The following is a 17,560-nucleotide window of genomic DNA, read 5'->3' as shown; positions in this document are numbered from 1 at the left end:
GCGGGCCCAGTCGCGAGCGGATCGCTCGTCCAGCTCGGTGCCTTTCCGAGTGCTGCGGTGGCCAATTCGGCATGGACCAACTTCGCCAAGCGCTTCAGCTATCTCGCGCCGCTGAACAAGTTCGTCGAGCCGGTCGCACGCGGTGGCAACACGCTGTACCGGTTGCGCGTCGATGCGGGCAGCGCGAACCAGGCCGCCGATATTTGCGGACGGTTGCGTGTCGCCGGCGAAACCTGCTTCGTCGCCAGCTGATCGTCGCGCTGCGGCAGGTTGAACGTGACGACGCGGGGGCGGTTCGCTAGGCGAGGCGCATGAAGCCCGTCATCTTCGGCCTGTCCGGCCCCGTGCTCACCCCGCAGGAACGCGCATTCTTTGCCGAGTGCGTACCGGCCGGATATATCCTGTTCAAACGCAACGTCGTTGATCGTGCCCAGCTGCGCGCGCTGACGGATTCGCTGCGCGCGATGGCGGGGCGCGACGACCTGGCGATCCTGATCGATCAGGAGGGCGGGCGCGTCGCCCGGATGGGGCCGCCCGAATGGCCGAGCTTTCCCGCCGGACCGGTGTTCGACGCTGCCTATGACCGCGCGCCGATGACCGCGATCCAGGCAGCCCGGGCGAACGCCCAGGCGCTCGGGGTGATGCTGAGCGAGGTCGGGATCACGGTCGACTGCCTGCCGCTGCTCGACGTCGCGCAACCCGACACGACCGAGGCGGTTGCCTCGCGTGCGTTCGGGTCCGATCCGATGCGCGTCGCAGCGCTCGGACGCGCCACGCTGGAGGGGCTGGCCGCGGGCGGTGTCGTCGGTGTCGTCAAGCACATGCCCGGCCATGGCCGCGCGCGCGTCGACACGCACCATCACCTGCCCACCGTCACCGCCACCGATGCCGAGCTTGAGGTCGATATCGAGCCGTTCCGCACGCTAAACCAGGCGCCGATGGGCATGACGTCGCATATCGTGTTCGACGCGTGGGACGCGGATCGCCCGGCGACGCTGTCACCGGTCGTGATCGACCGGATCATCCGCGACCGCATCGGGTTCGATGGGCTGCTGATGACCGACGACATCGACATGAAGGCGCTGTCGGGCACCGCGGGCGACAAGGCGGCGGGCGCGATCGCGGCAGGATGTGATCTGGTCCTCGACTGCTGGGCGCGCATGGACGAGATGGTCGAGATTGCCGGCCGGCTGGGTCCGATCTCCGCGGTGGCGCGGGCTCGTCTCGATCGTGCGATGGCGTCGGTGGGGCCTGCACAGGGACGGTTCGACGATCTGATCGCGACCCGGGATGCGCTGCTCGACCGGGCCATGCAGAACTCTGCCGAAGCCTAATCCACTCACGATCGGGCTGCGACGGATGCGTGGATGCTGTACGCAGCGCGGATGGACGATGCACAGCTGACGCTGGATCTGGATGGATGGGAGGGACCGCTCGACCTGCTGCTGTCGCTTGCGCGCGCGCAGCGGGTCGATCTGCGGACGATCTCGATCCTGTCGCTGGTCGAGCAGTATCTGGCCTATGTCGATGATGCGCACGCGCTTAAACTCGAACTCGCCGCGGATTATCTCGTGATGGCGGCATGGCTGGCCTATCTGAAGTCGGCACTGCTGCTGCCCCGCGATCCGTCGGTCGAGCCCGATCCGGACGACCTCGCGCGGCGGCTCCAGCACCGGCTCGAGCGGCTCGATGCGATGCGCGAGGCGGGGGCGCGGTTGATGGCATGCGACAGGACGGGGCGCGACGTGTTCGTTCGCGGCGCGCCCGAGGGGCTGCGGACGGTCCGCAAGGCGATCTGGACGGCGGAGATCTTCGACCTGATCGCGGCCTATGGGCGGGTATCGGGGCGCACCCGGCCGGTGATGCACGTGGTGGTGGACCGCGCGGTCATGACGCTGGAGGCGGCGCTCGAGCGCGTGTCGATAATGGTCGGCGAGCGGCTCGACTGGAGCAGGATTGAGGCGTTCCTGCCTGCATCCGCGGTCGCGCCCGGCGCGGAGCGGTTTCGTCGCTCGGCTCTCGCATCGAGCTTCGTCGCGGCGCTCGAACTGGCACGGCAGGGACGCGTCGAGCTGCGGCAGGCGGCGCCCTTTGCCCCACTCTATCTGCGCGCGACGACGGCATGACGCGGCCCGATGCGCTCGTCCGCACGGTCGAGGCGGTGCTGTTCGCCGCCGACGCGCCGCTGACGCTCGACGCGATCCGCGCGCATGTCGGGGCGATCGCGACGGCGCGCGACGTCCGCGCCGCGATCGAGGTGCTGGTCGAGGACTATGCGGGGCGCGGCTTCAATATCGTCCGGCGCGGCGATCGCTGGCAGTTCCAGACCGCGCCCGACCTTGCCCATGTGCTGCGTCGCGAATCCGAAGAGCCGCGGCGACTGAGCAGGGCGGGGATCGAGACGCTGGCGATCATCGCTTATCACGAGCCCGTCACCCGCGCGGAGATCGAGGCGATCCGCGGCGTGCAGATCTCCAAGGGTGTGCTCGACGTGCTGATGGAGGCGGACTGGGTCCGGCCCGCAGGGCGGCGCGAGGTTCCGGGGCGGCCGCTGCTCTATGCCACGACGGCCGCGTTCCTGGTGCATTTCGGGCTGAAGACCCGTCGCGACCTGCCGGGCATCGACGATCTCCGCGCTGCGGGGCTGCTCGATCCGGTCGATGTCGACGTCGAGGACCGTACAGATCGCGGCAGCCATGAAAGCACTGTGGCAAAGCGTGACGATGACGCCTAGATAGAGGCAGGTTTTCAGGAGAATTGTCATGGGCGGATTCAGCCCGATCCATCTGCTCGTTCTTGCGGTCGTCGCGATCCTCCTTCTAGGCGGCGGTCGGTTTTCCAGCCTGATGGGCGACGTTGCCAAGGGCGTTAAGAACTTCAAGAAGGGCATGGCCGAGCCCGACGACGAGACGCCGGCCAAGCCATCCGCGCGTATCGAAGCCCAGAAGACCGCCGATCCGGCCTTCGATCGCGACGGCAATCGCGTCCGTGAAGACCGCTGAGCCGCGCTTGACGTTCCCAGACTCGACGGGTCCAGATAGGCGCGCCTGAATGTTCGATATCGCTCCGTCCGAATTCCTGCTCGTGGCGTTCGTCGCGCTCGTCGTGATCGGTCCAAAGGACCTCCCCAAGGCGATGCGCGTCGTCGGCTATTGGGTCGGCAAGGCGCGCGGCGTCGCGCGGCAATTCCGGTCGGGGTTCGACTCGATGGTCCGCGAGGCGGAGCTCGAGGAAATGGAAAAGCGCTGGGCGTCGGAGAATGAGCGGATCATGCGTGAGCACCCGCCGACCGACACCGCGCAGATCGTCCATTCGCCCGAACCCGACATCCATCACGATCTGCCGTCGTCCGAACCCGTGATGGTCGAGAAGCCCGTCGTGCTCCCGGCATCCGGGCCCTCGGCGGATAAGCCGGCGCCGGCCGGCCTCGATATCGAAGCGCCGGCCCCGGATCACCGGGACAGTGTCGACGCGATACCCGGGCAGGATCGGCACGAACACGCCGTGCCGGCTGCCACGTCGTCCGACGCGCGGACGGGCAAGTCCGACGTAGCGTCGTCGTGACCGACTTCCAGACTGCCGAGAGCATAGCGTCATGAGTGAGATCGACGAGAGCCGCGCCCCGTTGCTCGACCATCTGATCGAGTTGCGGCGGCGGCTGCTCTATTGCATCGCCGCGCTGGTCGTGACGTTCGCCGTGGCGATGTATTTCGCCGAGGATATCTTCGGCTTCCTCGTCCACCCGCTGCTCGCCGCGGGGCAGGACACGGTGATCTACACCGAAGTGTTCGAGGCGTTCTTCGTCCAGGTGAAGGTCGCGTTCTTCGCGGCGATGATGCTGTCCTTCCCGGTCATCGCCAACCAGCTGTGGCAGTTTGTCGCCCCCGGCCTGTACAAGAAGGAGAAGAACGCGCTCCTGCCGTTCATTCTCGCGACCCCCGTCCTGTTTCTCACAGGCGCGGCCATGGCCTATTATGTCGCGATCCCGATGGCGCTCCACTTCCTGCTGGGGTTCGACGGCGTGGTCGGCGGCGTGAAGCGCGAGGCGCTGCCGGCGATCGGCAATTACCTGTCGTTCACGATGCAGTTCCTGTTCGGCTTCGGGATCGCCTTCCTGCTGCCCGTGCTGCTGATGCTGCTCGAGCGCGCCGGGATCGTCACGCGCAAGCAGCTGGTCGGCGCGCGGCGCTACGCCATCGTCGCCGCGTTCGCGATCGCCGCGGTGCTGACGCCCCCGGATATCGGGTCGCAGCTGCTGCTCGCGATCCCGCTGACGATCCTGTATGAATTCGCGCTGATCGGCATCTGGTTCACCGAGCGCAGCCGGGCAAAGGCCAAGGCGCAGGATGAGACGTCGGACTCCACCGATATCGCCGAAACGCACTGAGCGATCGGCGCCAGATGTAAAAACGGGGCCCGGTGCAGCTGCACCGGGCCCCGTTTTCGTATCTCAAGCGCAAAGGCTTACTTGGCGTCGCTCGCGGTCTTCGCCACGGTGCGGCCGGCCGAGCTCACGTCCTTGCCGGCGCCTTCGACCGTGTTGCATGCCGACACGATGAGCGCGCTGGCCACAACGGCCAATCCAACCAACTTACGCATAATACTTCCTCCTAGAAGGGCTTGAATGCCACCGAGGGGAGAAATGTACGGGCGCCGGTTTCGTTCCGTTGGTGCAACCAGGCACGCATCTGATTTGGAATGATAAAGGCCCGGAAGCGTCACCGGGGGGGGGAGGGTGATGCTTCCGGGCCTGTCACTTGGATAGCGAGAGCGGGGGGGCATAAAGTCGCTATCCGAACTATAGAACGGCGCTCGGGAAAGGTGGTTCCTGCCGTTTTCAAGTTTTTTTCGACGAGGTGTTTCGTCGTGCTCAATCGCGTCCGATGACGGCAAAGGCGATCTCATACGCGCCGACCAGTGGGTCATGATGGAGCGCCGAGCGCAACTGGCGCGAAAGGCCTTCCATTACACGGCCATAGCGCGTTGCTGCCTCGCGCAGCGCGTCGCTTTCGATCAGCGCCCGCGAGACGACGCGGAGCACTGCGCGGTCGGGCGTGGCGCCGGGCTGGATCGATACGCGGATCTGTGCCGATGGATCGCAGGTCATCGCCAGCTCGATCGTTTCGGTCGCGAGGAACGCGACCGCGACGGCGACGTCCTGATTGACGAGGAACGGAGCGACGTCGAGCGTGATGCCAAGGCCATGCGAGCGATCGGGGGCGGTGGCGCGAATGTTGGCGGACAGCTCGCCCAGCATCGTGCGCATGTTGAGACCGCGATTTTCCTCGAGCTCGGCAAAGTGATTGCGGTGCACGACCGCCAGCGCGTCGACCCGGCGCTGGATCGACGAATAGGCCTCGGTCGCGTCGGCGCTGCGTGCACTGCGGGCGTGGAAGTTGATCAGGCTGGAGATCACCTGGAGGTTGTTCTTCACCCGGTGATGCACTTCGCGCGTCAGCTTGGTCTGTCGCACGAGCCCGGCCGCCAGGCCCGCTTCGTGCGCCGCCACGGTACGGCTGATGACCTGGAACGTGTCGCCGAGCTCGCGGATCTCCTGCGCGGGCATGGTGCGCACGGTGCCGGTATCAATGACCTCACCCGGCGTGAACGCGGCGACCGCGGCGCGCAATTGCCGCAAGGGACGGATCAGCAGGCGGTCGACGACGAACCACCCGATCCCCGCCGCCGCCGCCCACATCAGCAGCGGCAGCAGCAGCGCGATGATCAGCGACGAGGTAATCGGTGCGCTGCGGATGCTCGTGCGCAGAGCAAGTCCCGCGACGCCAAGGTCAGTGCGCATCGTCTCCAGCCGGTCGAGCGGTGCCTCGTCGTCGATCGATTCGAGGAGCAGCGCGTCCTGTCCGAGCATCAGCGCGCTGTTAAATTCCAAGGTCTGGTTGGACGGCCGGCCGATCCGTTCAAGAAAGGGCTGCGGGAAATAAGCGCGTGCCGATGTCTCGCCGCCGGGGCCGGTGATCGCGAGGACCAAGCCGCGGTTCGGAACGATCGCGGCGGCAACGGGGTTGCTGGTCGAATCCAGTGCGACGGCTTCGGGCAGCGCGCGCCCGCACAGCACCCGGCCGGCGCGGTCGGTTATGACGAAGCGCGTACCCGAGGAGGCCTGCTGCGCGAACACGCCCTGCGCGCGGGCGCAGCTCGGGGCGTCGGCAGGGTCGAAGCCCAGCGCGTTCACCGCAACGCGCAACGCGGTCATGTCGCCGATCAGTTCGATGGCGATCGATCGTGCGCTTTCTGCCGCAGCGACCCGCAACCGTGCACGGGCTTCCGCATCGGCAACACGCGTCGTTTGAAGCGTAGCGAAGATTGCGATCAGCGCGAGCGGCAGAAGCGCTGCACTGAGGATCAGGAAAAGCTTGGCCCCGGTGGGGAGCCGCCCGATCGCGGTGGCGATCTGCGACGGTCGACGAGCCGCCGTCGCATTGGCGTCAACAGAGCTGGTGTCGGTCAGGGTCTCTGTGGAGCCCGGGGCGGCAGGTGACGGGGTGCCGGATTTGCTCACGGAACCGGTTGGCGAGGCCATGCGGCCCGCCCTCAGTCCAGCTTGCCGAGCAGCGCCAGAAACTCGTCAGGAACGGCTTCCTCGACGGTCTGCTGATAGACCGACCGCAATGCCGTTCCCATCTGCCGATCGCGGGCCGTGTCGCGCGGCTTGCCGGTGCCCTTGCCAGCGGGAGTGCCGGCGGGAGTTTCGTTCTGCGTGTCGTGGCCCAAACTCAAAATTTCCCCCTGCACGACGCACGTAAGATGATGTTTACCATAGGCCGCGGGCGGCACATGACACAGCTAGACCTGCGTCATACACTCGCGGTGATTGTCCGTGAAACCAAATAGCCTCTCGTTAGTTCCCTGTTGGAGCGAAAAATCGATATTGTCGTGGGCGTCGGGCCAAAAGGTTCCGAGGGTCTGGCAATCGGTCGGTCGCGTCATATTCTAGTATCGTCGTCCTCACCGGGCCGGCGTAACGATCAGGGAGTTACCAATACCCATGTCGCTTGGACAGCAACTCGCACCGCATCTTCCCTTTCTGCGGCGCTACGGCCGGGCCCTGACCGGCAGCCAGAGTCATGGCGACAAATATGTTCGCGCGACGCTCGAGGCGATCGTCGCGGCGCCTGATGAATTTCCGAAGGACGTCGATCCGCGTCTCGGTCTCTATCGGATGTTCCAGGCGATCTGGTCGTCGGCGAATTATGACGAGATGGGTGACGAGGGTGTCGGCGATACCGACGGCCACGCCGCAGTTGCTCGCGCACGTATGTCGCGAATGACGCCGCTGTCGCGTCAGGCGCTGTTGCTGACCGCGATGGAGGGTTTCACGCCCGAAGACGCGGCCTATCTGATCGACGTCGATGCGAACGAGGTCGACGAGCTCGTCGCCGCGGCACTGGCGGAAATCGAAGGTCAGACCCGCGCGCGCGTCCTTATCATCGAGGACGAGCCGATCATCGCGATGGATATCGAGACGATCGTGCGCGACCTGGGTCACGACGTGACCGGTGTTGCGGTGACCCGCGACGAGGCCGTGGCCCTCGCGATGGAAGAGCGTCCGGGTCTCGTGCTCGCCGATATTCAGCTGGCTGACGACAGTTCGGGTATCGACGCGGTCAAGGACATCCTTGCCGAATTCGAGGTTCCCGTGATCTTCATCACCGCGTTCCCCGAACGTCTCCTGACCGGTGAGCGTCCCGAGCCGACCTTCCTGATCACCAAGCCGTTCCAGCGTTCGACAGTGAAGGCGGCAATCAGCCAGGCACTGTTCTTCGATCAGACGACCGTTCCGGGCGCCTGATGCGCCGCTAGACTTGGGCCGGGGTTGCCGTCGACGATATCGTCAGCAACCCCGGCATCAAGTTTTTGATAGTTACGGACCCAAAACGGCGTTCGGGGGTTTCAGTCTTATGGTTGACCCAAAAGAGCAGATCCACGTCGCCGGCGAAGACGCCCGCGCCGGCGCAACACCGCATATGACCCGCTATATCCTTGTGATATCACTGGTCCTGGTTATCGCCATTTTTGCATTTCTCGTCATTCGATAGCATATGCGTGGCGTGGCGGACCGGTTGATGCCGATCCGTATGCTCAAGATCGCCGTCCTCTGGGCGGCGGTCGTCATTCGGGAACGATCGGAATTTCATGGTACAGCCCGCCCAGCGTGACGACGAAGTCGACGGCGCCGAGCCTCAGGTCGCGCCCGTTGAGCACGTCTCGCTTTCCGATGCCGAGTTCAAGGTCCAGCTTGCCCAGGTGATTCCGCACCTCCGTGCGTTCGGGCGTTCGCTGTCTGGCAGCCGCGACCTTGCGGACGACCTGGTGCAGGAGACGCTGCTGAAGGCGTGGGCCGCACGGCTGCGCTTCCAGGCCGGTACGAACATGCGTGCCTGGACGTTCATCATCCTGCGCAACCTCTATCTGTCACAGATGCGCCGCGCTCGCTTCAAGGGTGAGTGGGACGATCTGGTGGCGGATCGTATCCTTGCGGCACCCGCGAGCCAGGACCGGCATGTCGAGCTGGGCGATATGCAGCGCGCATTGATGCATCTGCCGCAGCCGCAACGCGAGGCGTTGATCCTCGTCGGCGCGGGCGGGTTCGCGTATGAAGAGGCAGCGGAGATCTGCAACGTGGCGGTCGGCACGATCAAGAGCCGTGTCGCGCGTGGCCGTGTCGCGCTCGAAACCATTCTGACGGATGGATCGCTGCCGTCGCGCCGTGATCATGAAACCGATACGACCAAGACAGCACTCGATTCGATCATGGGTGATGTCGAGGAACTGAGCCGCGGGCGTTGAAATAAACGTCTGCCGCGGCTGGCGTTTGGATCAGTGCGGTCGTGGCGACATGGTGTCGAGTTCACGCAACAAAGACATGAACTCGTCGGGCATTCCGGAGTCGCGATCGAACGCACCGCGAAGCGACTGTCCGATCGCATCCGTCTTGCGAGGCGCGCGAACGACCAGATGATCGGTCTGGTCACGGCGAATAGTCGGGTGCAGATGGGTCATGCAGGGTCAACGAGCCTCAAGAGCTTTTGTTGCTACCCTGGCTTGACTTTATAAAAGAATTGTGGGGTGTGGCATGGATAACGCGCATCGGGCGTCGGACATCATCGCCGCAACGCAGCGCGCGCGACGCTGGTCCCCCTTCCTCGCCATGCTCCTCGACCGCGAGCCTGTGCTTGCCACGCAGCTGGCAGAGGGGCGGCTGGATCCGATCCCGGCTTCGCTCGACCTCGACATGCCGGTCGCACGACGCCTCCGCCTCGAACGGCGTGCGCTCGCGCTGAGGGTCGCGATCGGTGACCTGGCCGGCGTGTTCGACCTCAGCGCCGTGACGCAGCGGCTCACCGGGTTTGCCGACCACGCGCTCGACACGGCGATCCGCACCGCGATCGAAGAACGCACGCCCGGCGCCGAAGCGCGCGGGTTCGCCGCGATCGCGCTCGGTAAACAGGGGAGTGGCGAACTCAATTATTCGTCGGATATCGATCCGATCCTGATCTACGATCCGGACACCCTGCCGCTCCGCCCGCGCGAGGAACCCGAAGCCGCCGCCGTGCGGATCGGCAAGCGCGTCGTCGAACTGCTCCAGGCACGTGACGGCGACGGCTATGTGCTGCGCGTCGACCTCCGCCTGCGGCCGTCTCCCGAGATCACGCCGATCGCGCTGCCGATCGATGCGGCGATCAGCTATTACGAGGCGCAGGCGCTCCCCTGGGAGCGTGCCGCCTTCATCCGCGCGCGCGCCGCAGCGGGCGACATCGCACTCGGCAGGCAGTTCCTCGACACGGTCCGCCCGTTCGTCTGGCGGCGCGCGCTCGATTTCGGCGCGATCGGCGAGATTCGCGGCATCTCGCGACGGATCCGCGATCATCATGCGCAGGGTCAGGCCTTCGGGCCGGGTTACGATCTGAAGCGCGGCCGCGGCGGGATTCGCGAAGCCGAATTCTTCGCGCAAATCCATCAGTTGATCCATGGCGGTCGCGATCCCCTACTCCGCGCGCCGGCCACGCGCGTCGCGCTTGCGCGGCTGGCGGAGGCGGGGTGGATCGGCGGTGACGAGGCGCGCGCGCTGATCGACAGCTATACGCTGCTGCGGACGATCGAGCACCGGGTGCAGATGATTGACGACCGGCAGACGCATGCCTTGCCGACCGGCGATGCGCTCGAGCGGGTGGCGTGGCTGCACGGGCTCGACGGCAGCGCGGCGCTGCTGGCGCTGCTCGCCCCGCATGTGGCGGCGACCGGGCGGATCTACGACGCGCTCGACGATGGCGCGGCATCCGGGCTTTCGCATGATCCGACGCGGCTCGACGCCGAGCTGGCAGAGGCGGGGTTTGCCGAACCCGAACCCGCGCGCCAGCGGATCGCCGCGTGGCGGGCAGGGGCCTATCCCGCACTGCGCAGCAGTGCCGCGCAGGCGGCGCTCGAGGCGGTCCTGCCGACGCTGGTCCCGGCGCTCGCCGCCGCGCCCGAGCCGCAGGCCGCGATGCTGAGACTCGATTCGATGCTCGAGCGTCTGCCGAGCGCGATCAACGTATTCCGACTGCTCGAAGCACGACCGGCGCTCGCCACGCTGCTCGCGGCGATCCTGAGCCACGCGCCGACGCTGGCGGAGGAACTGGCGCGGCGCCCCGCGCTGCTCGACGGGTTGATCGATGCGACGGCGCTCGCCCCGGTCGCGGCGGTCGACGCGCTGATCGACCGGATGCGCGCGGGCGAGGCGGGGCTCGATTATCAGGGGCGGCTCGATCACGTCCGGCGCGTGGTCGGCGAACTGCGCTTTGCGCTGGGTGCGCAGATCGTTGCGGGGACGTCGGATCCGCTCGACGTCGCGGCGGGCTATGCGCGCGTGGCGGAGGCGGCGATCGCGGTGCTGGCGGAGGCGACGATTCGCAGCTTTGCCGACGTCCATGGCCAGGTGCCGGGTAGCGAACTCGTGATCCTCGCGCTTGGCCGGATGGGCGGGGCGATGCTGACGCATGCGTCCGATCTCGACCTCGTCTATCTGTTCACCGGCGATTTCACCGCCGAGTCGGATGGCGCCAAACCGCTTGGCGCGACGCTCTACTACAACCGGCTGGCGCAGCGGGTGACTGCGGCCTTGTCGGTCGCGACCGCGGCCGGGCCGCTCTATCAGATCGATACGCGGCTGCGGCCATCGGGGGCGCAGGGGCCGCTGGTCGTGACGCTCGACAGCTTCGCACGCTATCAGCATGAGGAAGCCTGGACGTGGGAGCATATGGCGCTGACCAGGGCGCGGCCGGTCTTCGGATCCGCGCCCGCCAGAGCGGCGCTGTCCGCGGTGATCGCCGATGTCCTGACCGGCGCGCGGACCGAGCGCGACGTCGTCGGCGATGCGACGCGGATGCGCGCCGACATGGCCGCGCACAAGCCTGCCAAGGGGCCGCTCGACGCGAAGCTTCTGCCGGGTGGTCTGGTCGATCTCGAATTCGCGACGCATGTCGTACAACTCGTTGAGCGCAGCGGCTTCAATGCCAATCTGGGGCGTGCGATCGCGCAGCTCGTCGCCGAAGGGCGGATGCCCGCGACGATGCTCGCCGCGCATGATATCCTGACGCGCCTGCTCGTGACGCTGCGGCTCGTCGCGCCCGACGCGGCGCCGCCCGGACCGCCGACCCAGGCGTTGATCGCGCGCGCGCTCGGGCTGCACGACTGGCCTGCGGTTCTTGCGGGCCTCGCCGAGGTCCGGCAACAGGTGACCGCGTTCTGGCACGAACTGACAGGAGAGCAGGATGGATGACGGTGCGATGATCCCGGACGTCTCGGTGACGATGCCCGATGGCACGGCCGTTGCGCTGACGACGCTGGCGCGGCCGCTGGTCGTCTATTTCTATCCCAAGGACGATACCGCCGGCTGCACGCGCGAGGCACAGGACTTTTCCGCGCTCGAGTCGGCCTTCGCAGAGATCGGGGTCGGCGTGCTCGGCGTGTCGAAGGACACGCCCGCCGCGCATGCCAAGTTCAGCGCCAAGCACGGTCTGACGGTTTCGCTGGCGACCGACGTCGATGGCGCGGTCTGCGAGGGCTTCGGGGTCTGGGTCGAGAAGGCGATGTACGGCCGCAAATATATGGGGATCGAGCGCGCGACCTTCCTGTTCGACGCGGACGGCCGACTGGCGACATCGTGGCGCAAGGTCCGTGTCCCCGGCCATGCCGAAGCCGTTCTTGCCGCCGCCAAGGCGCTGACCCCGCAATAAAGACCGTTCCACGGGGCAGGGCGCGGCGTCCCCTGGCGAGGCGATTCCTTTTTACCGGTACCATTTGGTTTCAACGGCTCAACGCACGCGCGTCCCGGTCCACCCCAAGTTAGCGGCGCAGCTCTTGCCGAAGTGGGTCAAATCGGCACACATCCTGACTTGTCTGGGACGCGGAGGGGCTGCGGTTCAGGACAGAGTCTTGGCGCCGGGCCCGTTTGCGATCCGGCTCCTGTTTTTTGTCGGGGACCAATGGTCGATATCACCGTTTCCGCTGCAGCCTTAGCCAACCGCGCAGCCTTTCGTATCAAGACGCTGTTCGCCGCGCGGGACCTGACGGTTCACGACGGCCAGTCGGTCCGCCGGGTTCGCCTGGGCAGCCGCAAGCAGGCCGCGATGGCGGCACTCAGCGCCGTAACGCTCGGCTTTTCCGGCTATGGTGCCGCGCAGGCAGCCTATGGCGCCGCAGCCGCGACCGGCGTCGTTGCCGCACCCGATTCCGAACTCCAGGTCGCGCAGATGGAGCGCCGCATCGGTCAGATGCAGGCGCGCGTCGCGACCATTCGCGAGACCGCCGCAGCGCACGCCGCGCGGGTCGAACAGCGCCAGCAGCTGATCACCGCCGCCCTGACCGGCAAGGGCGACGCCAAGGCGATGGCGCTGGCCACGCTGGCGATCGACCCCGCGCCCGATGCGCTGGCCGCCGATGTCGTCAAGCCGCTGGTCAAGGTCGAGGGCCGCCAGCGCGTTCTCGCTGACGCTGCCCAGACCATCCTTGATCAGCGTTATGCCGACACCACGGACACCGTGCGCAAGCTCGGCCTGCGCCCCGAACGCGTCGCTGCCGCGGCCAAGCGCACCCAGGCGAGCAAGCAGGCCGCCATGGGCGGACCGCTGGTCGCCGCCGACAGCCCCGAGGCGCTGGCCGATGTCCGCGCCGACGCCCAGTTCCGCACGCTGTTCCAGACCTGGAAGAAGCTCGACACGCTGCAGCAGGGGGTGATCGCGATCCCTTCGGTCCAGCCGGTCCATCTGCTGTCGTTCACCAGCAATTTCGGCATTCGTTCGGATCCGTTCCGCGGGACTGCCGCGATGCATGCCGGCGTCGACATTCCGGGTCCTGTCGGCACGCCGATCTACGCCACGGCTGACGGCATCGTCTCGCATGCCGGTCGCCAGGGCGGCTATGGCAATCTCGTCGAGCTCAATCACGGCAAGGGCATCGCGACCCGGTACGGCCATCTCTCGAAGATCCTCGTCGGCGACAATGCCCGCGTGACGCGCGGCCAGCTGATCGCGCTGATGGGCTCGACCGGTCGCTCGACTGGCCCGCATCTTCATTATGAGGTCCGGATCGACGGTCATGCCGTGAACCCGATCCCGTTCCTCACGACCGCCGACTACCTTCTCGCCGCGCAGGATCGCTCGGTCGGTGCGATCCCGGTCTCGACGGACGGTCCGGCGGCGCAGGACTGAGGCGCACGGTTTTCTATCAAGCCCTGCCCGCGGTTCTCCGCGGTAGGGCGAGGTTGCCGCGGATAGCGGGACCGCCTATCTCGGGACCATGGCAACCTTGGCTCCCGACATCACCCTGACCCCCTCCGCCGCAGCGCGCGTCGCCGCAATTGCTGCCCGACAGGGCAAGCCCGCGATCCTGCGCCTTTCGGTCGATGGCGGCGGCTGTTCGGGTTTTCAGTACAAGTTCGGTTTCGCCGATGCGGCCGAGGCTGATGACGTGGTCGCCGAACGCGACGGCGTCCGGCTGGTCGTCGACAGCATCAGCATCGACCTCGTCCGCGGTTGCGCGGTCGACTATGTCGAATCGCTCGCCGGCGCGGCGTTCCGCGTGGAAAATCCCAATGCAGCCTCGGGCTGCGGTTGCGGCTCGAGCTTTTCGGTCTGACGCCCGGTGAAGATCGTCACGTACAACATCAACGGGATCAAGGCCCGTCTCCCGCGGCTGCTCGAATATCTTGCCGAAGAGCAGCCCGAGATCGTCTGTCTGCAGGAACTCAAGACCAGCGACGAAACCTTTCCGGCCGCGGAGATCGAGGCGGCGGGGTATGGTGTTGTCTGGCATGGGCAAAAGGCCTGGAACGGCGTGGCGATCCTCGCCAAGGGCCAGACCCCCAAGCTCCGGCAACGCGGCCTCGAAGGCGAGCCCGAGGACGAGCACAGCCGCTATATCGAGGCCGAGGTCGAAGGGCTGACGATCGCCGCGCTGTATCTGCCCAATGGCAATCCGCAGCCCGGCCCGAAGTTCGACTATAAGCTGCGCTGGATGACGCGGCTTGCGGCGCGCGCGCGCGTGCTGCTGGCCGAGGAGGTGCCCGCCATCCTCGCGGGCGATTACAACGTGATCGCGAATGACGACGACACGTTTTCGGTGTCGCGGATGCAGGACGATGCGTTGATGCAGCCCGAAAGCCGGAGTGCCTATCGTGCGCTGCTCGGGCAGGGCTGGACCGATGCCCTTCGAACGCAGTTCCCCAAGGGAGGCGTGTGGACCTTCTGGGATTATCAGGCGGGCGCGTGGCAGCGCGACGCGGGCTTCCGGATCGATCATCTGCTGCTCAGCCCGCAGGCGGCCGACCGGATGATCGATGCCGGTGTCGACAAGGCCTATCGCGGCCGCGAGAAGGCGAGCGATCATGCCCCGACCTGGGTCCGCCTGCGATGAACGCACCGGCGGGTGGGCCTGCGACACGGCTTGCCGCGGGTGTGCTGGCGACGCTGATGCTGGCCTGTTCGACCCAAGTTCGGGCGCAGGAGCGGGACTATTGCCCTGAACGCCCGGGGATCGATACGCCCGCCTGCACCATGGAAAAAGGCCGCGTCTCGGTCGAAACCGCGCTCGCCGACTGGACGCGCGACGACGGGGCGGGCTCGCGCGAGGACAGTGTCCTGATCGCCGATACGCTGGTCCGGGTCGGGGTCAGCGACACGGTCGAGGCACGGGTGGGATGGACGCCGTTCGGCCATGACCGGACGCGCGACGAAACGGGGATCGACGTCGCGGACCGCATCGGCGACGTGTCGCTGAGCATGAAGGCCAGCCTGAGCCATCCCGACGGCAAGGGCCTGTCGATCGCCGTCCTGCCGTTCGTGACGCTGCCCGTCGGCCGGTCGCCGGTCGGTGATGGCGACTGGGGCAGCGGACTGCTGCTGCCGGTGACATTCGAAATGTCCGACACGGTGTCGCTCGACCTGACACCCGAGGTCGATGCCGCGGTCGACGATGACGGGCATGGTCGGCATCTCGCCTATAGCAGCGCGGTCGGCCTCGCCTTCACGCTCGACAAGGCGGTGACGCTGAACGCCGAACTGCAGGCGCTGCGTGACGATGACCCGACCGGTCGCAGCACCCAGGCACTGGCTGCGCTGTCGCTCGCCTGGATGGTCCGTGACGATCTTCAGTTTGACATTTTTGGGGCGGCAGGCTTGACCCATGATACCCCCGATGCGCGGCTTTATGCGGGGGTGGCGCGGAGGTTCTAGATGATCGCGGTGCTGATCGGACTGCAGGCCGTCGCCGGCCCCCCGCTGCCACGCGAACTTCGCCCCCCGGTCGCCCGGGCGGCGACCCCCTGTCCCGTGACGCCGCCCGGTGGCGAGATCGTCGTCTGTGGCCGGCCGAGCGATCAGCGTCTTGCACGGCTTCCCACGCCGCCGGTCAGTTCACCCGATGCACCGATGACGTTCCGGCTGCCGGGCGGCGGGACGGGCAAGGTCCACGCAGTCCAGAGCACGCTGCCGGGGGCGACCGGATCCGGGGCGGTCGTCACGCTGCGCATCCCGTTCGGTCCGGGTCGCCGAGCGGCCGACCCCGCCCGTTAGGCTCAGGTCGGGTCGCGTGGCCGGGTCCGCAGCGCATCGGTGAGCGAGGCGGTACCGCTGCCGCGTCGCGCCGGCTTGGGCTGTGACGGGGCGGGCGACCAGCCCGTGAGGAAGATGATCTCGAACCGTTCGGCAGTCCGCCCGTCCGCGTCGGCGAGCTCGGCAAAGGCCTGTGCGAGCCCCGCCAGCGCCTGCCGGCCGAGCGCGCTGCGCCCCGCGAGCACGTTCGTCGCCGCCATCCCGCGAAGATCGCCGAGCAGTCGCCCGACATCGCGATAGCCGACGTTCAGCGTCTCGATGTCCGCTACCGGCAGCGCGAACCCCGCGCGCATCAGCAGATCGCCCGCCGAGCGGACGTCGATCTGCGGATGCAGCCGCGCGGCGGGTCGCTCCGCCTCCGCCACCCGCAACGCCTGGCGGAGTGCTGGCAGGCTCCCGGCCCCGACGAACGCGCCGAGGAACAGTCCATCCGGGCGCAGCACGCGGCGGATCAGCGACAGCGCGCCGGGCAGGTCGTTGACCTGGTCGAGCACGCCCGCGCTGACGACGAGGTCGAACGATGCGTCGGCAAAGGGCAGCCGGTCCTCGTCGGCCTGAACGCCGCCCGCGTGCGCGGCAAAGCCATGGCCCGCATCGCAGCGTACGACCCGTGCTCCCGGGGGCGCGACGAACGCGCCGTCGAAACAGCCGAGATCGAGAATGTCGGCAAAGTCCCGCGTCACCGCATCGAGCCGCTCGGCGATCCCGTCGAGCATCGTCGCGCGCACGAAATCCGCGTCGGCATAGGCGGCACGCGCGCGATCGCGGCGCTGGCGGCGGGCGACCCGGTCGAAGATTTCCGGGGCGCTGCCTTGGCTGGGGTCTGGGATCTGCACGCCGCGCTTGTGCCGTCTGCATGCTTTGACGACAAGGGCGGATGCGGTTGCTCGATCCGATTGGCGCGGTGATCCGGCTGGCGCTGCCACCGCGCTGCCCCGGCTGCGGCAGTCCGGTGGCGGCGGACCATCGATTCTGCGCAAGCTGCTGGAACGGCCTGCACTTTCTTGGTCCGCCCTGGTGTGCCGCGTGCAACCTGCCCTTTGTGCATGATCGCGGCGAGGGCGCATTGTGCGCCGCGTGCCTCACCCAGCCGCCGCGTCACGCGGGCGTCCGCGCCGCAGTCGCCTATGGACCGGTGGCACGCGGCCTGGCGCTGCGGTTGAAATATGGCGGCCGAACCGCGTTCGCCGCCACGATGGCCCGCGCCATGCACCGCCTCATGCCCGAGCAGGCAGCGCTGATCGTGCCCGTGCCGCTGCACCGCTGGCGGCTCTGGTCGCGCGGGTTCAACCAAGCGGCGCTCATCGCGACGACGCTCGCGAACCTGTCGACTGTGCCCGCCGACCTGAATGTCCTCGTCCGGACGCGGCAGACGACCGTGCTGCGCGGGCTCGGCAGGCGTCAGCGCGGCAGGGCGGTGGCGGGCGCCTTCGCCGTCGCGGCGGGCGGGC

Annotated in this window: 22 protein-coding genes; 17 read left to right on the top strand and 5 right to left on the bottom strand. The window is 67.4% G+C overall.

The genetic code is table 11. The annotated features are described in order from the left end of the window. From sphsw_RS03295 to tatC, 7 genes are all read left to right on the top strand, one after another. The coding region (locus sphsw_RS03295) for an SPOR domain-containing protein (protein ID WP_031439357.1) at positions 1–252 on the top strand (252 nt) is incomplete at its 5' end. A gap of 59 nt (positions 253–311) precedes the next feature. Beyond that, positions 312–1,334, top strand: coding sequence for a glycoside hydrolase family 3 N-terminal domain-containing protein (locus tag sphsw_RS03290; protein WP_031439356.1), 1,023 nt, complete (start codon positions 312–314; stop codon positions 1,332–1,334). 33 nt (positions 1,335–1,367) lie between these two features. After that, a complete protein-coding gene (locus sphsw_RS03285; protein ID WP_235188268.1) occupies positions 1,368–2,126 on the top strand; it encodes a segregation and condensation protein A in 759 nt (252 codons plus the stop codon). Continuing rightward, entirely contained in the window at positions 2,123–2,734 is a 612-nt protein-coding gene (gene scpB, locus sphsw_RS03280) for an SMC-Scp complex subunit ScpB (RefSeq protein WP_031439354.1), read from the top strand. The genes sphsw_RS03285 and scpB overlap by 4 nt, the downstream gene beginning before the upstream one ends. A gap of 28 nt (positions 2,735–2,762) precedes the next feature. Further along, positions 2,763–3,002, top strand: coding sequence for a twin-arginine translocase TatA/TatE family subunit (locus sphsw_RS03275; protein ID WP_031394888.1), 240 nt, complete (start codon positions 2,763–2,765; stop codon positions 3,000–3,002). 49 nt (positions 3,003–3,051) lie between these two features. Continuing rightward, positions 3,052–3,564, top strand: coding sequence for a Sec-independent protein translocase protein TatB (tatB, locus tag sphsw_RS03270; RefSeq protein ID WP_081874097.1), 513 nt, complete (start codon positions 3,052–3,054; stop codon positions 3,562–3,564). Positions 3,565–3,595: 31 nt separating this feature from the next. Continuing rightward, positions 3,596–4,387, top strand: coding sequence for a twin-arginine translocase subunit TatC (tatC, locus tag sphsw_RS03265; RefSeq protein ID WP_031394886.1), 792 nt, complete (start codon positions 3,596–3,598; stop codon positions 4,385–4,387). 77 nt (positions 4,388–4,464) lie between these two features. On the opposite strand, the gene sphsw_RS03260 is transcribed toward tatC, so the two are convergent. From sphsw_RS03260 to sphsw_RS20200, 3 genes are all read right to left on the bottom strand, one after another. Then, positions 4,465–4,599 carry an entericidin A/B family lipoprotein gene (locus sphsw_RS03260; RefSeq protein ID WP_031394885.1) on the bottom strand — a complete coding sequence of 45 codons (135 nt, stop codon included), beginning with the start codon at positions 4,597–4,599 and terminating at the stop codon, positions 4,465–4,467. A 271-nt stretch (positions 4,600–4,870) separates the two neighbouring features. Further along, positions 4,871–6,541 (bottom strand): sensor histidine kinase, encoded by a 1,671-nt coding sequence (locus sphsw_RS03255; protein ID WP_081874096.1) that lies wholly within the window; start codon positions 6,539–6,541, stop codon positions 4,871–4,873. 11 nt (positions 6,542–6,552) lie between these two features. After that, positions 6,553–6,738 (bottom strand): NepR family anti-sigma factor, encoded by a 186-nt coding sequence (locus sphsw_RS20200; protein ID WP_146163677.1) that lies wholly within the window; start codon positions 6,736–6,738, stop codon positions 6,553–6,555. Positions 6,739–7,006: 268 nt separating this feature from the next. Between sphsw_RS20200 and sphsw_RS03245 the strand changes: the two genes are divergently transcribed. Together sphsw_RS03245 and sphsw_RS03235 are read left to right on the top strand one after the other, a co-directional pair. Then, the gene (locus tag sphsw_RS03245) at positions 7,007–7,810 is read left to right on the top strand and encodes a response regulator (protein ID WP_031439351.1); all 804 of its coding nucleotides are present in this window, start codon (positions 7,007–7,009) and stop codon (positions 7,808–7,810) included. Positions 7,811–8,154: 344 nt separating this feature from the next. Then, on the top strand, positions 8,155–8,808 hold the full coding sequence (locus sphsw_RS03235) for a sigma-70 family RNA polymerase sigma factor (RefSeq protein ID WP_031439350.1): 654 nt from the start codon (positions 8,155–8,157) through the stop codon (positions 8,806–8,808). Positions 8,809–8,838: 30 nt separating this feature from the next. On the opposite strand, the gene sphsw_RS03230 is transcribed toward sphsw_RS03235, so the two are convergent. Next, positions 8,839–9,021, bottom strand: a complete 183-nt coding sequence (locus tag sphsw_RS03230; RefSeq protein WP_031439349.1) for a hypothetical protein — start codon at positions 9,019–9,021, stop codon at positions 8,839–8,841. Between the two features lie 73 nt (positions 9,022–9,094). On the opposite strand from sphsw_RS03230, the gene sphsw_RS03225 reads away from it, so the two are divergent. The 7 genes from sphsw_RS03225 (at position 9,095) to sphsw_RS03195 (ending at position 16,070) form a co-directional block, all read left to right on the top strand. Further along, the gene (locus sphsw_RS03225) at positions 9,095–11,779 is read left to right on the top strand and encodes a bifunctional [glutamine synthetase] adenylyltransferase/[glutamine synthetase]-adenylyl-L-tyrosine phosphorylase (protein ID WP_031439348.1); all 2,685 of its coding nucleotides are present in this window, start codon (positions 9,095–9,097) and stop codon (positions 11,777–11,779) included. After that, positions 11,772–12,236 (top strand): peroxiredoxin, encoded by a 465-nt coding sequence (locus tag sphsw_RS03220; RefSeq protein ID WP_031439347.1) that lies wholly within the window; start codon positions 11,772–11,774, stop codon positions 12,234–12,236. Before sphsw_RS03225 ends, sphsw_RS03220 begins: the two co-directional genes overlap by 8 nt. A 249-nt stretch (positions 12,237–12,485) precedes the next feature. Beyond that, positions 12,486–13,709 carry a M23 family metallopeptidase gene (locus sphsw_RS03215; protein WP_031439346.1) on the top strand — a complete coding sequence of 408 codons (1,224 nt, stop codon included), beginning with the start codon at positions 12,486–12,488 and terminating at the stop codon, positions 13,707–13,709. An 88-nt stretch (positions 13,710–13,797) separates the two neighbouring features. Then, on the top strand, positions 13,798–14,136 hold the full coding sequence (gene erpA / locus sphsw_RS03210; RefSeq protein ID WP_031439345.1) for an iron-sulfur cluster insertion protein ErpA: 339 nt from the start codon (positions 13,798–13,800) through the stop codon (positions 14,134–14,136). A 6-nt stretch (positions 14,137–14,142) separates the two neighbouring features. Further along, the gene (gene xth, locus sphsw_RS03205; RefSeq protein ID WP_031439344.1) at positions 14,143–14,913 is read left to right on the top strand and encodes an exodeoxyribonuclease III; all 771 of its coding nucleotides are present in this window, start codon (positions 14,143–14,145) and stop codon (positions 14,911–14,913) included. Continuing rightward, positions 14,910–15,731 (top strand): transporter, encoded by an 822-nt coding sequence (locus sphsw_RS03200; RefSeq protein WP_081874095.1) that lies wholly within the window; start codon positions 14,910–14,912, stop codon positions 15,729–15,731. Before xth ends, sphsw_RS03200 begins: the two co-directional genes overlap by 4 nt. Next, the gene (locus sphsw_RS03195; RefSeq protein WP_031439342.1) at positions 15,732–16,070 is read left to right on the top strand and encodes a hypothetical protein; all 339 of its coding nucleotides are present in this window, start codon (positions 15,732–15,734) and stop codon (positions 16,068–16,070) included. It begins immediately after the preceding gene. 2 nt (positions 16,071–16,072) lie between these two features. Here sphsw_RS03195 and sphsw_RS03190 read toward each other — a convergent pair whose 3' ends face one another. After that, the gene (locus tag sphsw_RS03190; protein WP_042466463.1) at positions 16,073–16,945 is read right to left on the bottom strand and encodes a class I SAM-dependent methyltransferase; all 873 of its coding nucleotides are present in this window, start codon (positions 16,943–16,945) and stop codon (positions 16,073–16,075) included. 41 nt (positions 16,946–16,986) lie between these two features. On the opposite strand from sphsw_RS03190, the gene sphsw_RS03185 reads away from it, so the two are divergent. Then, positions 16,987–17,560, top strand: a 574-nt coding sequence (locus sphsw_RS03185; protein ID WP_031439340.1) for a ComF family protein, incomplete at its 3' end; no start/stop codon positions are given.

It is taken from the genome of Sphingomonas sp. FUKUSWIS1 (assembly GCF_000733135.1).
In the GTDB taxonomy this organism is placed as follows: Bacteria; Pseudomonadota; Alphaproteobacteria; order Sphingomonadales; family Sphingomonadaceae; genus Sphingomonas; species Sphingomonas aerolata.
This window is presented reverse-complemented; position numbering and strand designations above follow the sequence as displayed.

Bases quoted from the DNA above. Each gene is read 5' to 3' on its own strand.
- sphsw_RS03290 (WP_031439356.1), top strand. From the start codon at position 312: ATGAAGCCCGTCATCTTCGGCCTGTCCGGCCCCGTGCTCACCCCGCAG.
- sphsw_RS03285 (WP_235188268.1), top strand. From the start codon at position 1,368: ATGCTGTACGCAGCGCGGATGGACGATGCACAGCTGACGCTGGATCTG.
- scpB (WP_031439354.1), top strand. From the start codon at position 2,123: ATGACGCGGCCCGATGCGCTCGTCCGCACGGTCGAGGCGGTGCTGTTC.
- sphsw_RS03275 (WP_031394888.1), top strand. From the start codon at position 2,763: ATGGGCGGATTCAGCCCGATCCATCTGCTCGTTCTTGCGGTCGTCGCG.
- tatB (WP_081874097.1), top strand. From the start codon at position 3,052: ATGTTCGATATCGCTCCGTCCGAATTCCTGCTCGTGGCGTTCGTCGCG.
- tatC (WP_031394886.1), top strand. From the start codon at position 3,596: ATGAGTGAGATCGACGAGAGCCGCGCCCCGTTGCTCGACCATCTGATC.
- sphsw_RS03260 (WP_031394885.1), bottom strand. From the start codon at position 4,599: ATGCGTAAGTTGGTTGGATTGGCCGTTGTGGCCAGCGCGCTCATCGTG.
- sphsw_RS03255 (WP_081874096.1), bottom strand. From the start codon at position 6,541: ATGGCCTCGCCAACCGGTTCCGTGAGCAAATCCGGCACCCCGTCACCT.
- sphsw_RS03245 (WP_031439351.1), top strand. From the start codon at position 7,007: ATGTCGCTTGGACAGCAACTCGCACCGCATCTTCCCTTTCTGCGGCGC.
- sphsw_RS03235 (WP_031439350.1), top strand. From the start codon at position 8,155: ATGGTACAGCCCGCCCAGCGTGACGACGAAGTCGACGGCGCCGAGCCT.
- sphsw_RS03230 (WP_031439349.1), bottom strand. From the start codon at position 9,021: ATGACCCATCTGCACCCGACTATTCGCCGTGACCAGACCGATCATCTG.
- sphsw_RS03225 (WP_031439348.1), top strand. From the start codon at position 9,095: ATGGATAACGCGCATCGGGCGTCGGACATCATCGCCGCAACGCAGCGC.
- sphsw_RS03220 (WP_031439347.1), top strand. From the start codon at position 11,772: ATGGATGACGGTGCGATGATCCCGGACGTCTCGGTGACGATGCCCGAT.
- sphsw_RS03215 (WP_031439346.1), top strand. From the start codon at position 12,486: ATGGTCGATATCACCGTTTCCGCTGCAGCCTTAGCCAACCGCGCAGCC.
- erpA (WP_031439345.1), top strand. From the start codon at position 13,798: ATGGCAACCTTGGCTCCCGACATCACCCTGACCCCCTCCGCCGCAGCG.
- sphsw_RS03200 (WP_081874095.1), top strand. From the start codon at position 14,910: ATGAACGCACCGGCGGGTGGGCCTGCGACACGGCTTGCCGCGGGTGTG.
- sphsw_RS03195 (WP_031439342.1), top strand. From the start codon at position 15,732: ATGATCGCGGTGCTGATCGGACTGCAGGCCGTCGCCGGCCCCCCGCTG.